Annotated in this window: 7 protein-coding genes; 4 read left to right on the top strand and 3 right to left on the bottom strand. The window is 71.6% G+C overall.

What is annotated here, in order from left to right:
• Positions 1 to 6: 6 nt before the first annotated feature.
• Entirely contained in the window at positions 7 to 462 is a 456-nt protein-coding gene (locus tag ACGFZQ_RS16790) for a TerB family tellurite resistance protein (protein WP_351729144.1), read from the bottom strand.
• A 170-nt stretch (positions 463 to 632) separates the two neighbouring features.
• Between ACGFZQ_RS16790 and ACGFZQ_RS16785 the strand changes: the two genes are divergently transcribed.
• The 3 genes from ACGFZQ_RS16785 (at position 633) to tatA (ending at position 3,855) form a co-directional block, all read left to right on the top strand.
• A complete protein-coding gene (locus tag ACGFZQ_RS16785; protein ID WP_351729146.1) occupies positions 633 to 995 on the top strand; it encodes a metalloregulator ArsR/SmtB family transcription factor in 363 nt (120 codons plus the stop codon).
• Positions 979 to 3,489 (top strand): magnesium-translocating P-type ATPase, encoded by a 2,511-nt coding sequence (gene mgtA / locus ACGFZQ_RS16780; RefSeq protein WP_393841198.1) that lies wholly within the window; start codon positions 979 to 981, stop codon positions 3,487 to 3,489. Before ACGFZQ_RS16785 ends, mgtA begins: the two co-directional genes overlap by 17 nt.
• A 138-nt stretch (positions 3,490 to 3,627) precedes the next feature.
• On the top strand, positions 3,628 to 3,855 hold the full coding sequence (gene tatA / locus ACGFZQ_RS16775) for a Sec-independent protein translocase subunit TatA (protein WP_393841011.1): 228 nt from the start codon (positions 3,628 to 3,630) through the stop codon (positions 3,853 to 3,855).
• Positions 3,856 to 3,964: 109 nt separating this feature from the next.
• Here tatA and ACGFZQ_RS16770 read toward each other — a convergent pair whose 3' ends face one another.
• Both ACGFZQ_RS16770 and mycP read right to left on the bottom strand, forming a co-directional pair.
• Complete coding sequence (locus ACGFZQ_RS16770; RefSeq protein WP_393841010.1) at positions 3,965 to 4,528, bottom strand: hypothetical protein; 564 nt, start codon at positions 4,526 to 4,528, stop codon at positions 3,965 to 3,967.
• 23 nt (positions 4,529 to 4,551) lie between these two features.
• Positions 4,552 to 5,697 carry a type VII secretion-associated serine protease mycosin gene (mycP, locus tag ACGFZQ_RS16765; protein ID WP_393841009.1) on the bottom strand — a complete coding sequence of 382 codons (1,146 nt, stop codon included), beginning with the start codon at positions 5,695 to 5,697 and terminating at the stop codon, positions 4,552 to 4,554.
• 276 nt (positions 5,698 to 5,973) lie between these two features.
• On the opposite strand from mycP, the gene ACGFZQ_RS16760 reads away from it, so the two are divergent.
• Positions 5,974 to 16,899 (top strand): LamG-like jellyroll fold domain-containing protein, encoded by a 10,926-nt coding sequence (locus ACGFZQ_RS16760; protein ID WP_393841008.1) that lies wholly within the window; start codon positions 5,974 to 5,976, stop codon positions 16,897 to 16,899.
• The last annotated feature ends 1 nt before the right edge of the window (position 16,900 follow it).

Here is a 16,900-nt window from a genome sequence, read left to right as displayed (position 1 = left end):
GGACGGTCAGAGGTCGAACTCGTGCGGCGGCAGGTCGAGGGTGAAGCAGGCCTCGCGGACCACGGCCTGCTCGGTCTTGTCGAAGTCGCCGTCCGCGCCGCCGATCACGATGCCGATCTGGATGACGGCACGCGCCTCGGCCGGCTTCTTCTTCGCCTTGGCGACCTCCTGGAGCACGCTCACCTTGCCGAAGGCGAAGTCGGCGGTCAGCTTGTTCAGGTTCTCCTCGAAACGCCGGCGCAGATCGTCCGCCGGGAAGTTCTGCAGCACCTCGTTGGTGGCGATGAGCTGGGCGACCCGCTGCCGCTCCGCCGGATCGATGGTGCCGTCGGCAGCGGCCACGAGCGCGCACATCGCCATGCTCGCGTCGCGGAACGCACCGCTCTTCAAGTCGTTCTTCTTCGCCACGAGCTGGGTCTGCATCTGCGTCGCGGAGTCCTTGATGCGGTCCCACAGAGCCATGCGCACTCACTCCTCGGTCGGTATGTGCTTGCCAAGAGTCCTGCTTGCCCAAGAATTTACTTCTACAACAACGTAGAAACTGACGCGGCGGGCGAGAAGTTCCCGCGTCCTAGACTGTCCCTTCGATCCGGAACGGTCCCCTCGACGCGGTGGACAGGAGGAGTACGACAGTGGCGACACCGCCCGGCAGCGGCTACGACGACCCCTCCGCGGACGTGCTCACGGAGGCGGCCGCGGCCTTCGGGCTGCTCGCCTCGCCCGCCCGGCTGCACATCGTCTGGGCGCTGGCGCAGGGCGAGAGCGATGTCACCGGCCTCGCCGAGCGGGTCGGCGGTGCGCTGCCCGCCGTCAGCCAGCACCTCACCAAGCTGAAGCTGGCCGGCCTCGTCCGCTCCCGCCGGGAGGGCCGCCGCCAGGTGTACCTGGTGGACGACCCGGACGTGGTCGACGTCGTACGCCTCCTCGTCGGCCGCCTCACCGCCCGCACCACCGGCGCCGAACTCCCGGCCCCTCGCCATCTCCGTGGTCTCTGAGGGCGAGGCCGCCACCGCGCTGCAGGTGCTGCGCCGGCTGGACACGGGACCGCGCGGGCTGACCGAGGCCGAGGCCGCGGCCCGGCTCGCCGAAGCCGGGGAGAACACCCCGCCCCTTCCGCACACCGCCTCCTGGCCGCTGCGCTGCGCCCTGGCCCTGCGCGACCCCTTCACCGCCGTCCTGCTCACCCTCGGCCTGGTCTCCGCCGCCGTCGCCTCCTGGGGCACGGCCGTCGTGATCCTCGCCCTGGTCGCGGTCAGCTGCGGGCTGCGCGCCGCCGGCGAACACCGCGCCGACCGCTCCCTGGCCGCCCTGCGCGACCTCGTCGCCGGCACCGCCACCGTGCTCCGCCGCACCGGGACCGGGACGGAACCGCGGGCCCGGGAGGTCCCGGTCGCCGAGCTGGTCCCGGGCGATGTCGTACGGCTCGGCCCCGGCGACCTGGTCCCGGCCGACGTACGACTGCTGCGCGCCCGTGGGCTGACCGTGCACCAGGCCGTGCTCACCGGCGAGTCGGCGCCCGTCGCCAAGGCCGCCGCCGAGGTCCCCGACGCGGGCGGCCCGGCCGACGCGGGTCCCTTCCAGGAGCCGTACCTGTGTTTCCAGGGCAGCGGGGTCGCCTCGGGCAGTGCCACGGCGGTCGTGGTGGCGACGGGAGAGCGGACCCGGTTCGCCGCCGCGCAGAACGCGGCGGGCGGGCGGCGGGCGGCGAGCGCCTTCGACCGGTCCGTGCACGGCATCTCCTGGGTGCTGATCCGGTTCATGCTGCTCACCCCGCCGCTGGTCCTCATGGCCAACGCCGCGCTGCGCGGCCGGGGTCTGGAGACGCTGCCCTTCGCGGTCGCGGTCGCCGTCGGGCTCACCCCCGAGATGCTCCCGGTGATCGTCACCACCTGCCTGGCCCGGGCCGCCGCCCTCCTTGCCCGCACCCACCGGGTCGTCGTACGACGGCTGCCCGCGCTGCACGACCTCGGCGCGGTCGACGTCCTCTGCCTCGACAAGACCGGCACCCTCACCCAGGACCGCCCCGTCGTCGAACGCGCCCTCGGGCCCGACGGGCAGGACGACCCGGAGGTGCTGCGCTGGGCGGCCGTCGGCGCCTGGTGGACCCTCCAGCTCGCCGAACTGCCCGCCGCCGACGCCCTGGACGAGGCCCTGCTCACCGTGGCCGGACCGGTGGGCGAGGACCACGACGGCATCGGCGCGGTCCCCTTCGACCCCGGGCGGCGCACCGCCACCGCCGTCGTCGCCGGCCGCCTCGGCACCCATGTCCTCGTCACCAAGGGCGCCGTCGAGGACGTACTGGACCGCTGCGACCTCGACCCCGCCGAACGCCGGCGCCACCTCGCCCTCGCCGCCCGCGAGGCCGGCGCCGGACTACGCGTGCTCGCCGTCGCCACCGCCGAAGCGCCCGCCCGCACCCGCCCCTACACGGCCGCCGACGAACACGGCCTCACCTTCCGGGGGCTGGTCACCTTCCGGGACGCCCTCGCCCCCGGCGCCGCCGAGGCCCTGCGCGGCCTCACCGGCCTCGGCATCACCGTCCGCGTCCTCACCGGCGACCACCCCGCCACGGCCGCCCGCACCTGCCGGGACCTCGGCCTGGACGTGGCGCGGGTGACCGTGGCCGGTGATCCCCTCGACCTGGGCGCCGGCGTCGTCGCCCGCTGCACTCCCGAGGACAAGGCCCGCATCGTCAGCGGGCTGCGCGCCGCCGGGCACACCGTCGGCTTCCTCGGCGACGGCGTCAACGACATCCCCGCCCTGCGCGCGGCCGACGTCGGGATCGCGCCCCGCACGGCCGTGGACCTCGCCCGCGAGACCGCCGACGTCGTGCTCGCCGAGAAGGACCTCGGCGCGATCGGGCACGCCGTCACCGCCGGCCGGCACAGCAGCGCCAACATCGCCTCCTATCTGCGGGTCACCCTCTCCTCCAACCTCGGCAACGTCATCGCGATGCTCTGTGCCGGCCTGCTGCTCCCCTTCCTGCCGATGCTCCCGGTCCAGGTGCTCGTCCAGAACCTCTGCTTCGACGCCGCCCAGCTCGCGTTCGCCCACGACCGCCCCGGCCCGGCGGCACTGCGCCGCCCGACCGTGCTGCGACCGCGCGCCTTCCTGCGGTTCATCACCGGCTTCGGCGTGCTCAACGCGATCGCCGACCTCGCCACCTTCGGCGTGCTCGCGCTCGCCCTGCGCGGCCCCGACGCCCTCGACGACCAGGCCGTCTTCCACTCGGCCTGGTTCACCGAGAACCTCCTCACCCAGGCGCTGGTGATGTTCCTGCTGCGCGGCGGCACCCGGCCCGGGCCCGTCGGCCGGGCCGCCGTCGCGCTCGCCGCCGTCGGCCTGCTGTTCCCGCCCAGCCCCCTGGGCGCGGCCCTCGGCATGACCGGGCTGCCGCCCGCCTCCCCGCTGCTGCTCGCCGCCGTCCTGGCGCTGTACGCCCTGGCCCTGAGGGCGGTGCGGGCGCGCCACGACCGGCGCCGGCCGTAGCGATCAGGGGCCGTGTCAGGACACCGCCTCCCAGCCCGGGTTGTACAGTTGCGCAATGTGGCAATCGTCGCTGCTCGGCCGGGCGCGTGAAGCACCCTCCGTCGGCACGGAACAACGTGAGAAAGGGAGGGGGCGGTCATGCTCCGCAACGGACTCGAACCCTGGCATCTGCTGGTCGTCGCGATCGTCTTCATCGTGCTCTTCGGCTCCCGGAAGCTGCCCGACACCGCCCGGGCCCTGGGCAAGTCGATGCGCATCCTCAAGAGCGAGGCGAAGGCGATGAAGACGGACGACACGGCGGCACCCGCGGCGCCGGCGCAGCCGGAGCCCGGGAAGGCCACCGAGCCGACCGTCACGACAAGCTGACGCCTCCTGATCCCGTCCTCCGCGGGTAGTCTCCGGATCGCCCTGGTCCGGCGCGCGGACGGCCACGTCGGACCCGCCGCCAGGGCGCTGCGGGACCGGCTCCGGACGGTCAGCGCCGGTCGGCGATGAAGGCGCTGACCTTCTCGGCCAGTTCCTTCCCGGCTTCTTCCTTCCCGGGGTCGTCGGGCGCGGCGATGGCCGAGATGTGCGGACGTGCCGAGGTGGCGCCGATGATCACGAACTCCTGGTGCGGGTTGGCGTGCGCCGCGGCCTCGGTCGCGGCTTTCATGCCGGTGCCGACGGTGACGATCAGCTCGCAGTGATGCTGCACGGCGCCGTTGAAGTACGGGAGCGCGTCCTCGGCGTCGATGGTGGGGGTCGGGAAACGCTGGGCGTTGACCCCGCCGGAGCGCGCCGCGTCCTGCATGCCCTGCCAGGACACCTGGCTGAGCCGGGCGTCTGTGGCGCCCGCGGGCGAGACGAGCAGACAGGCCCGGAAGTTGCGGGAGACGTTGGCGGCCCGGGGCCGGTCGCTCCGGTCTCCGGTGAGCAGCGCGGTGAGCGACAGGACCGCCAGGAGGACGACGGCCGTGGCCGCCGCGACGACCGGGTGGCCGCGGACGAGACCGGCGAAGCGGTGGACGGGGCGCGCGGTGAGAGCCGGGAGCCGCATGCTGATCGGGTTCCTCCTGTGGATCACGTGCGACGACGGGAGCGGCGGCGGACGAGGAGGCCGCCCGCCCCGGCGGCGATCACCCCCGCGGTGGCGCCGATGACCGCGACGGTTCCGCCGGGAACGCCCCCCGTCGTGTCGGCTGCTTTCGGGGCGCCGTCCCCGGTGGCGGTGGGCAGTGGATCGGCGTCGGCTGCCGGGGTCGGCGCGCTCAGGGCCTTCAGTGGGTCGACGATGCCGTAGCCGAAGCGGTCGTCACGGCCGGAACCCCCGTCGGGGCGGTCGGCGGTGCCGATGAGCCGGGCGATGATCTGCCCGGCGCTCTCCGACGGGTGCGCGGCACGCAGCAGTGCGGCGGCCGCGGAGACATAGGGAGCGGAATAGCTGGTTCCGTCCTTGGTGAGATAGCCGCCGCTGTTCCTCGTCGAGTAGATGTCCACCGCCGGAGCCGCCAGCGCGATGTAGGAACCGGACTCGCCGGCGGCCCAGGAGCCGCCGTCGCGGGTGGTGCCGGAGACGGCGACCACGCCGGGGAACGCGGCCGGATAGGTCACCGGGTCTCCCGTCCGGCCGCTGTTGCCCGCCGCCGCGACCACGACGATGTCGTGCCGGCGCGCATAGGCGACGGCGTCGCGGATCTGCGGGTCGGCGGCGGTGGTCACCATCGAGATGTTGATGACCGAGGCCCCGTGGTCGGCGGCGTACACGATGCCCTTGGCCAGGGCGAGCGGATCCGCCGCCTCCTCGGCGCTGACGCGGACGGGCAGGACGGTCGCCCGGGGGGCCAGCCCGGCCATTCCCCGGCCGGAGCCTCCGCTGCCCACGATGACCCCGGCGACCGAGGTGCCGTGGGACTCCGACGAGACGTCGACCCGGCCGTCGGCGGCCTGGCCGGTGACGTCGGTACCGGGCAGGACCCGGCCCGCCAGATCGGGGTGACGGGCGTTCACCCCGGTGTCGACCACCGCGACCGTGACGCCGGCCCCCTGGCTGAGCCGCCAGATCCGGGAGGCGTCGAAGTGCTCGGCGTCCAGCGGCCATTCGGAGCCGAGGGGAGTGGGCGCGGCGGACTGCCGCGCGGTGGCCGGAGGTGCGGCGGCCAGGAGGAGCAGCAGTGGCAGGCCGGCGTATGCGCAGGCTCGTAGCGCGCCCGACTGTCCCAGTCCCATCTGCCCCCGCAGCCCTCTGACGTCCCGTGAGAGGAGCCTCCCTCTCCAACTGGCAAGTGTGGCCCTGGAGTTGGCCAGGAAAGCCACACGGGCTTGCAATGTACTGGTCAACCTTGGTGCGCAATGCCGGTCTTTGATGCCAATGGCCCGGGATGTAGGGCTGTCCCGGGTCGTCGTCTCGCTGATAGAAGGTCCGGCTGTCTGTAGTTGGATGTTGTACATCGCTGGGGGGCAACAACAGTGGGCCGCTTGTGGAGATCCGTCCGGCATGTGCCGGTGGCACTGAGAGCGACGGCGTTCGTGGCGGTCGCCGCGCTGATCGGCGTACAGGGCGGCCAGACCGCCCAGGCCTTACCGAGAGCGGCGGCCAGCCCCGCCACCCCGGCACAGCAGACCGGCACCGCGGCAGGCAAGAAGCACGCGGTCCCGGCCTCGGCGACCAGGAGCAGAGCCGGGACCGCGCTGCCCAGCTCCGAGCCCGGCCGGGCCAAGGGCGCGGTGGGGGCGTACCAGGCCCACGGCGCCGAGAGCGACCCGGTGAACTCCGGCAGCCGGATCCGCAAAGCCCCGAAGCCCGTCACCGCACCGGCGACGAAGAAGCCTCGGGGCTTTGTCGCGTCCACCAGCGTGGAGCAGCCCAAGCTCGACACCGCCACCACGACCGTCTTCAAGAACGCCGACGGCACCTACACCGCCCAGATCCACACCCACCCGGTCAACTACCGTAAATCCGACGGCACCTGGGCGCGCATCACCGCCACCACCGGCACCCGCACCGCCACCCCGGAAGCGGCCTCCGCGGCCTCCTACCGGACGGCGGCCGCCGCGGGCAACCCGACCGGGCAGGGCAACGCCAGCTCCTCGACCTACGTCGAGTCCGGCGTCACCCAGAACTTCAACGGCAACGGGCAGCTGTACGTCGGGAAGTACCAGAGCCACGACTACAACTCGTTCCTCCAGTTCAGCGGCTTCGGCACCCAGTTCGCCAACGACTACATCGTCAACTCGACGCTCTGGCTGGACACCGAGTTCTCCGGCCTGGACACCTCCGGCACGTGCTCCGCCCAGGCGGTGAACGTCTTCCCGGTCAGCGCCTCCTGGGACCCCGCGAAGATCAACACCTACCCGGGCCCGGCCTACGGGGCCCAGACCGGCAGCGCCTCCTTCGCGGCCGGCACCGACTGCTCCAACGGCCGCCAGTGGGAGGGCATCTCCCTCGACACCAAGACGGTCATGAACTGGGCCCACGGCTGGGCGCCGAACTACGGGCTCGCGCTCACCGCGGCCAGTACCGCCGCCGCGGCCAAGGAGTTCTACGCCGACGACCCCTACCTGGCGATCGAGTACACCCCCAACGGCGCCGGAGCCTCCTACTCCGAGGTGAGCTACGCCTCGCCGTGGAACAACCAGCCCGGCTGGGGCAAGGTCACCGTGCAGAACCGCGGTACGGCCACCTGGACCCCGACCAACGGCTACAAGCTCTCGTACCAGCTCTACACGGTCTCCGGCACCACCCGCACCCTGCTCACCAGCCCCGCCGCGACCCCGGCCGTCATGCCGTCCACCGTCGCACCCAACAAACCGGTCACCGTCACCGCGTCGATCCCCGCGCTCACCGCCGGGCAGACCTACCTGATCTGCTGGGACATGTCCTACAACGGGACGCTCTTCTCCACCTACGGGGTCCCGCAGACCTGTTACTCCCTGCCGGTGGTCAACAACCCGCCGATCGTCGACACGTTCACCCCGGGCAACAACGGCTCGGTGTTCAGCCTCACCCCGACGCTGGCCGTGACCGCGCACGACCCGGACAACTACCCGGGCACCGCGCTCAGTTACTCGTTCAACGTCTACGCCAACGGCTCGACGACCGCGCTGGCCTCCTCGGGTTCGCTGACCACACCGGTGTGGACCGTCCCGTCGGGCAAGCTCGCCTACGGCAAGACGTTCTACTGGACCGCACAGGTCAGCGACGGCAACGCCGCCTCGCTGTGGTCCGCGCCCGACTACTTCACCATTCCGGCCGCGCCCCAGCCGCTGGTCACCGCGCATCTCGGCGCGGCCCCGTACGACGCCACCGTCAAGGGCGTCGACCCGCAGCTGGGCGACTACTCGACGCAGACCACCGACGCGACCGTTCCGGGCCCGTCCGACAGCCCGACGCTCAGCGTCCAGCGGACGTACAACAGCCTCGACCCCGGTGTCTTCAAGGCGTTCGGCGCCGGCTGGTCGTCGCTCCTGGACATGCGGGCCACCGAGGACGCGGACGGTTCGGGCAACGTCGTGATCACCCTGGCGGACGGCCGGCAGGAACGGTTCGGAGCGAACGGCGACGGCACCTACAGCCCGCCGGCCGGCGACTACGCCGTCCTGTCCGCACCGGCGGGCGGGTACGGCACCTCCGGCTTCATGCTGACGGAGAAGTCGGGCACGCGTTACTTCTTCCAGGACCAGAACACCGATCCGGTCACCGGCCAGACCTACTGGGGCCTGACCCAGTACGGCAACCGCGATGGTCACGGCCTGGACGTCCAGTGGCTGCCCGTCACCCTCACCCTTCCGGACGGCAGCACCATCAAGCCCGAGGAGCCGACGGGGGTCGGCTACAACCTGAGCCAGGACAACGGATACAACGACGGCGACCACAACTCGGCGGACATGCCCGTCACGCTCCAGCTCGCCTGGGGCGTCCAGCAGGTCACCGCCTCGGACGGCACCGTCAAGAACGTCCCGCACGTCGACAAGGTCACCGCCAAGCCGGGCCTGTTCGCGACCACCCTCAACCCGTGGACGTACGGCTACGACTCCGCCGGCGACCTCACCTCGGTCTGCCCGCCCGCCACCAGCAGCACCACCGCGACGGCCTGCACCCACTACAGCTACACCTCGGGCGCAGGCTCCGGATCGCACTTCGCCTCGATGGTCCTGGACTCCAACCCCACGGACTACTGGCGGCTCGGCGACGCGGCCGGCTCGGCCACCGCCAAGGACGGCGTCGTCGCCAACGAGGGCACCACCGACGCCACCGCAGCCAACATCACGTTCGGCCAGGCGGGCCCGCTGGCCGGCACCCCCGCCACCGCGGCCTCCTTCAACGGCACCAGCTCATACCTGGCACTGCCCGACAACCTGCCGGCCAACAGCAGCAACCTCGCGGTCGGCATGTGGTTCAAGACCACGCAGGCGGGCGGGACACTCTTCTCGTACCAGAGCGGAAAGCCTGGTACCTCCGTCACCTCCGGCTACGTCCCCTCGATGTACATCGGCACCGACGGCAAGCTCCACGCCGAGTTCTGGAACGGGCACGCGGCGCCGATGGCCTCGCCCAACGCCGTGAACGACGGCAAGTGGCACTACGCGGTGCTGTCCGGCGCCCGTACCGACCAGACCCTGTATCTGGACGGCACCAAGGTCGCCACCCTCACCGGCAGCACCATCAGCTTCGGAGCCTGGCCCTACACCACCGTCGGCGCGGGCGAACTCGCTGGCTCCTGGCCGTCGATCCCCTCGGCCAACGCCCTGGGCTGGTTCAACGGCCAGATCGAGGACGTCTCCTTCCTCCAGCACCCGCTCGGCCTGCCCGCCGTGCAGCAGGAGTACGCCTCCGCCACCCTCGCCGCCCGCGAACTGACCGGCACCACCCTGCCCTCCGGGAAGACCGCGCTCGCCGTCGGCTACGACGCGCTGACCGACCGCGCGTCCACGGTCACCGACGCCGACGGCGGCACCTACCAGTTGGCCACCCCGGTCACCACCGGCAGCAACGACTACTACTACGGCGCCGTCCGCGGCACGCGGCCCGCCCACGACTACCCGATGACCGAGTCGGCCGGCCTCACCGCCGCCGACCAGTACGGCGTCGACCTCCCGGCCGGCGGCGCGTCCGACGGCATCTACAACGACGTCATGCTCGGCGAACCCGGTATCTTCGGCCCCGGCGGGGACTCCGCGGCCGGCTTCAACGGCACCGACTCCTCCCTGTCCCTGCCCGCCGGAGCCCTCGACGACAGCAGCGGAAACGCCTCCGTCGCCCTCTGGTTCAACACCAAGCAGGCGGGCGGCGTCCTCCTCTCGTACCAGAACGCCCCGATCGGCTCGGTGCCCACCAGCTACACCCCGGCCCTCTACATCGGCACGGACGGCCTGCTGCACGGCCAGTTCTGGGACGGCAGCCTCTCCCCGATGGCCTCCAAGGCGGCGGTCAACGACGGCAACTGGCACATGGTCGTGATGACCGCGAGCGGCACCGGCCAGACCCTGTGGCTCGACGGACAGAGCCAGGCCACGCGCACCGGCAAGACCATCGCGGGCCAGGTGAAGACCTGGGGCGAGACCACGGTGAGCGTCGGCGCCGGATACGTCGCCGGCTCCTGGCCGAAGCCGCCCGCCAACGCGCAGGGCTACTTCAACGGCGAGATCGGCCAGGTCGGCGTCTACCAGACCGACCTCGGCCAGAGCAGCGTGGAAGCCGCGCTCGGGCTGTACAAGGCCAAGGGCTCGGCCACCCTGCTCATGCCGTCGACCACGCTGACGGTCACCGACCCCGCGCAGCACACCGAGACGTACGCCTTCGACCCGTCGAACGGAAACCGCACCACCGCCATCACCGACGCGGGCGGCGGCCGGACGACGTACGCCTACGACTCCCTCGGCTTCCAGGACGCCGTCACCGACCCCGACGGGCACTCCACCAGCCGTCAGCACGACGCGTACGGCAACGTCCTGGCGACGACGACCTGCCGTCAGGCGAACTCCTGCCAGACCTCGTACTTCAGCTACCACACCAACGCCGCCGACCCGATGGACCCGCTGAACGGCAAGGTCCTCTACGCGGCCGACGCCCGCTCCGGCGCGACCGGCACCGCCAACCCGGCCTACCGGACGGCCTACACCTACACCCCGTTCGGCGCCCTGGCCACCGTCACCACGCCTCCGACATCGGACCACCCGGGCGGCCGGACGACCAGGTACACGTACTACAACGACAACGAGACCTTCACGGACGGCTACGGCGTCCCGTACACCGAGGTGTACGGGATGCTCGCCACGATCACCGACCCGAGCGGCAAGGTCACCCGCTACCACTACTGCGGCACCGACGACCTCGGACAGGTCTGCAGCGAGACGGACCCGTCCGGCCGGATCACCTACTACCTGCACGACGCCCTCGGCCACCTCACCACCAAGGTGGCCGGCTCCGACACCTACCCGGTGACGTTCCCTTCCGCCGGCCCGCCGACCGGTGGCGTGCAGACCAAGTACACCTACGACCCGCTGGGCCGGACCCTCACCGAGACCGGTCCGGCGACCACCGACGCGGTCCGGGGCGTCACCCACACCCCGAAGACGACCTACACGTACGACGCGGACGGCGACCTGACCGGCACGTCGACCGCCGACACCACCGGCCACGACGCCACCCGCGCCACCGCCTACGGGTACGACGACAACGACCGCGTCAAGACCGTCACCGACCCGGCCGGCCAGGTCACCGGGTACACGTACGACAGCTTCGGCCGGAAGACGACCGAGACGAACCCGGCCGGCACCGCCTACCGCTACGCCTACTCGGCGACCGGTCAGCTGCTCACCGCCACCCTGCTCGGCTGGACCGGCGACCCGACCGCCCCCTCCGACCCGACCGACCTCGTCGTGGAGTCCCGGGCCTACGACCCGGCGGGGCGGCTCGCGTCCGTCACCGACTCCATGGGCCGGACCACCGCCTACAGCTACTTCGACGACAACCTGCTCCAGTCCCAGACCGACGCCTCCGGCACCGCCGTCGCAACCACCACCAAGGCCTACGACTACGACGCCGCCGGCAACATGACGTGGGAGTGCGACGTCTGGTCCGGAACCGCCTGCCTCAAACAGACCCAGTACACCGTGGACGCCGCCGACCGGACCACCAGGACCGTGGCCGACCCGTCCGGCGTCAACCGGATCACCGTCAACACCTTCGACCCGGACGACAACGTCCTGTCCCGCATCCTCACCGGCGGCGGCCAGACCCGGCAGATCGGCTACTCCTACGACGCCGCCGGGAACCGGACCGCCCAGTCCGTACGGACCGACACCACGGGACCGACCGGCTACTGGCCGCTCGACGAGGGCGCGGTCACCGCCGCCGACTCCTCCGGCAACGGCTTCACCGGCACGCCGTCCACCGGTACCTCCTGGGGGCCGCCCGGCAGCAACTACACGTCGTTCAACGGCACTTCCGGCGCCGTCCTCACCAGCGGCACACCCGTCGTCGACACCACCAAGGGCTTCTCCGTCTCGGCGTGGGCCTACCTGAGCGCCACCAGCACCACGAAGGACTTCACGGTCGTCAGCCAGCAGGGCGCCCAGAACAGCGCCTTCCAGCTCGAGTACAACCACACCACGAAGTCCTGGGCCTTCGTCCGGGCGAGCAACGACACCACCACGGCCACCAACTACGTGGCCAGCGACCCCACTCCCGCCACCGCCGGCACCTGGACCCACCTGGTCGGCGTCATGGACGCGCTCGGGAACCTGAGCCTGTACGTCAACGACGTCGAGGTCAGCGGCAACTGCCTCAACTGCACGCTGGTGACCGACCCCACGCCGATGGCCAGCACGGTGGGCGTGGCGATCGGCCGGGGCAAGGCGGCCGGCGCCTCGGTCAACTGGTTCGCGGGCCGGGTCCGGGACGTCCAGCTCTACGGGCGCGAACTCAAGCCCGTCGAGATCGGCCAGCTCTACTCCTCGTCCACCACCACCGGCGAGTCCCCGGTCACGGTGGGCGCGGCGGGCTGGTGGAAGCTGGACGACGGTGAGAACCCGTCCGCCGGCGACCACTCCGGCGCCGGGAACCCCGGCACGCTGAACGCCTCGACGAGCTGGTCGACGGAGAACAGCGGCTCCGCCGTCTTCGCCGGCGCCGGGCAGATCGCCACCGGCGGCCCGGTGGTCGACACCGCCAAGAGCTTCTCGGTGTCCGCCTGGGCGAAGATCACCACCACCCCGACCGGCACCTGGCAGACGGTCCTGGCCCAGCAGGGCACCCAGGCCGCCGGGTTCTCGCTCGACTACAACCCGACCGCGGGCCGGTGGGCGTTCGACCGGGCCACCACCGACGTCGCGTCCCCGACCCTCGCGGGCGCCACCTCCACCGCCGCCCCCACCCTCAACACCTGGACCCACCTGGTCGGCACGTACGACGCGAGCAGCGGCAAGATGACGCTCTACGTCAACGGCACCGCCCAGAACACGGCGACGGACACCACGCCCATCGCGAGCTCCGGGCCCTTCGTCATCGGCCGGGGATACACGGCAGGCGCCGCCGCCCAGTACTTCAACGGCTCGGTCAGCAAGGTCCAGACGTACAACCGCGTCCTGTCCGCCGCCGAGGTCGCCACGCTGCACACCTCGGCCGGCACCGCGGGCTCCGCGCCGCTGACCACCACCTGGACCTATGACCAGCGGGGCCTGCCGGTCACGATGACCGACGCACGCGGCAACGCCTCCGGCGCCACCGCGTCCGCGTACACCACCACCTACGCCTACGACGAGGACGGCCGGCTCACCACCACCTCCTCGCCGCCCGTCAGCACCGAGACCGGCGGGGGCGCGGCCCAGCAGACCGTGGCCGTCGCGACGTCGGGCTACGACACCTTCGGCGAACCGGTCGAGACCGACGACGCCGACGGGAACATCGTCACCACCACCTACGACCTCGACGGCCGTGTCCAGGCCGTCTCCCAGCCGGCGTACACCCCGCCGGACGGCTCCGGCACGGTCACCCCGACCACCTCGTACACGTACGACGCGCTCGGCCAGGTACACACCGAGACCGACCCGCTGAACCACACGGCGTCGTACGTCTACGACCAGCTCGGCGACCGCGTCCAGCAGACCCTGCCCGGCGGCCTGGTCACCCACGTCGGCTACGACACCGACGGCGAGGTCCTCAACACCACCGACCCGACCGGCGCCAGGACCGAGGCGACGTACGACGCGCTCGGCCGCGAGGCCACCAGCACCCAGGTGGAGCGCAGGCCCGCCCCGGCGGCCTACACCACGAAGTACGGCTACGACGGCCTGGGCGACCTCACCTCGATCGAGGACCCGCTCCACAACACCGCGACCGCGGGCTACGACGCCCTCGGCGAGATCAGCACCGCCACGGACCCGCTGGGCAACACCACCTCGTACACCTATGACGTCGCCGGCCAGGTCGTCAGAACCACGGCAGCCGACTCCACGGCCGCCACCGAGAGCTACGACCAGGCCGAGCGGCTGGTCTCCATGGTGCAGCTCGACGCGAACGGCGTCACCCTCGCCTCGACCTCGTACGGCTACGACGCCGCGGGCAACCAGACCTCCGCCACCGACCCCCGGCAGCACACCAGCACCACCACCTACGACGCCCTGAACCGGATCTCCGGCCAGACCCAGCCGGTCGACGCCACCACCTCGATCACGACCTCCTTCGGTTACGACGCCGCGGGCAACGAGACCCGTTACACCGACGCCGACAAGAACGCGACCTACTACACCTACAACGCGCTGGGCGGGCAGGAGACCAGCGTCGCCCCCAGCGTCACCGGTCTCACCTCGGCCGCCGACCGCACCACGACGTTCTCCTACGACGCCGACGGCCACGAGCACACCATCACCCGCCCCGGCGGGGTCAAGCTCACCGAGTCCTACGACGACAACGGCATGCTGACGGCGGAGGCCGGCAGCGGCGCCGAAGGCACCACCGCGAGCCGTGCCTTCGGCTATGACGGCGACGGCCGCCTCACCTCCGTCTCCGCACCGACCGGCACGGACACGTTCGCCTACGACGACCGAGGACTCGTCCTCACCCTGAGCGGTCCCAGCGGCACGGCGAACTACGCCTACGACGCCAACGGCGGAATCAGCAGCCGCACCGACGCCACCGGCACCGCCGCCTTCGGCTACGACGCCGACGAGCGGGTCAACAGCGAGACCGACTCGCTGACCGGCACCACGGCGACCCTGACCTACACCAAGCTCGGGCAGCCCAAGACCGTCGCCTACGGCACGAACGGCGCCACCCGCGGCTACGACTACAACGCGCTGCACCAGCTCACCTCCGACGTCCTGAAGACCCCCTCCGGGACGACGGAGGCGTCGGTGGCGTACACGTACAACCCCGACGGCCAGATGGCCACCCGGACCACCACCGGCACGGCGGGCTCCGGCACCAGCACCTACGACTACGACTACGCGGGCCGCCTGAAGTCCGCCACCACCGGCTCCTCGACCACCGCCTACGGCTACGACGCCAACGGCAACCGCACCAGCGCCGGTTCGAGCACGGCCATGTACAACGCCCGCAACGAACTGACGTCCGTCACGTCCGGCTCGAACACCACGACGTACGGCTACACCGCGCGGGGCACGACGTCGAGCGTCACCTCGGGCGGCTCCACCACCACGTACACCTCCGACGCCTTCGACCAGTTGACCGCCACCAGCGCGGGCGGCGGCTACACCTACGACGGCCTGGGCCGGCCGGCCACAGCCACCTCCGGCGGCTCCACGCACACCTTCAGCTACACCGACGGCACGAACAACGCCGTGTCCGACGGCACCCAGGACTTCGCCCGCGGCGCGGACGACGGCCTGCTGGCGGTGAGCGCGGCGGACGGCACCTCCGCACGGCTGGCCCTGACCGACGCGCATGACGACGTGACCGCCACCTTCACCGCCACCGGCTCGGCGCTCACCGGCTCCACCGCCTACGACCCCTACGGCACGCCCACCGCCACCAGCGGCAGCGGGACCGACCTCGGCTTCCAGTCCGGCTGGACCGACCCGGGGACGGGCTACGTCAACGCCGCCGCCCGCTGGTACAACCCGGCCAACGGCGACTTCACCAGCGCCGACACGGTGAGCAACCCGCCCACCCCGGCCGTCAACGCCAACCCGTACGCGTACGGCAACGACGACCCGCTCGACGCCACCGACACCTCCGGTCACGACGCCTGCACCAGCGACGACATCAAGGCCCAGGAGGAGGCCTACGAGGCGCAGCAGGCCTGGCTCAAGCAGTGGCAGGCGGGCGCCTGGGACCGGATGGAGAAGTACTCCCAGGACCAGCACAGGGCCTGGGAGCGCGAGAACGCCCGTGAGATGGCCCGCAACAAGGCCGACGCGCAGGCCCTTCAGCAGCAGATCGCCGAGCAGGAGCGGCAGTTCGAGAACGAGTTCAACGACGCCATGAACTGGGAGCCGTCGGGTCATTCGGGCGGCCACGGTTCGGGCTCGGACTCGTACGACGTCTCGTACGGCAACTCGTCCGGTTCCTACGGCTCGCACGGCTCGTCCGGGGGTAACTCGTCCCTGTACTACGGAGTCGCTCTCGGAGGGGCGCTGTCCTACGGCTACGGCGCCGCGAGCTCCGCGAGCGGGGGTGCCGCCGCCGGGGGACTGGAAGCGGTCGGCGACGTCATCTGGGAGGAACTCGCTTCCGCCAGTGCGGAGGAACTCCTCTTCGGTCTCGTCCTGGCCGCCTCGGCGGCCGACGACTGCGGCGCCCACGGCGTCCCCACCCGCCCCAAGAACCAGAACCTCGGCGGCATCAACACCACCCCGGTCATCGGCACCACCCCGGACGAGGACCCGGCCGCCGCGGCGGCGCACGACGCGACCAGCTCGTCCGCGGCGGAGGACACCGGCACCGCCACGGCCGACAGCGGCGGACTGGGCGACGGCACCGGCACCAGGCGCGACGACCGCTGTGACACAGGGGCGGGATTCAACAGCAAGGGCAACATCGTCTACCTGCCACGCCATCTGCAGGCGGGTGAGTGCGTGGCCACCGGAGCGTTCGCCAACCTCGACAAGTCCGACTACACACCACCACCGAGACCGAACCTCAGGTTCGGGCTGCCGGGACTGACGACCCTGCCGAGCGACAACCGCGCCAGAGGACATCTCATCGGGTACGCGTTCGGCGGGTCCAACAAGGACACCCGGAACTTCGTCCCCATGTACCAGACCGCCAACCAGGACATGTTCGACTATGCGGAGGCTCCTGTGCTGAAAGCCATCCGGGGAGGCGGGCACGAGTTCGTGGAAGTGACACCGGTGTACGGAAATCCGTCCTCGCCGATTCCGACCGAGGTGCACTTCGTCGCCTTCGGCACCACCGACCTGGAGTGTGTCATCGAGAACACGCCCACGGGCGGTGCCCGTTGCACGTAGA

The sequence above is a fragment of the Streptomyces sp. NPDC048254 genome (genome assembly GCF_043201895.1).
GTDB lineage: Bacteria > Actinomycetota > Actinomycetes > Streptomycetales > Streptomycetaceae > Streptomyces.
The sequence above is the reverse complement of the archived record's forward strand: the minus strand, read 5'-3'. Positions and strand labels throughout refer to the sequence as shown.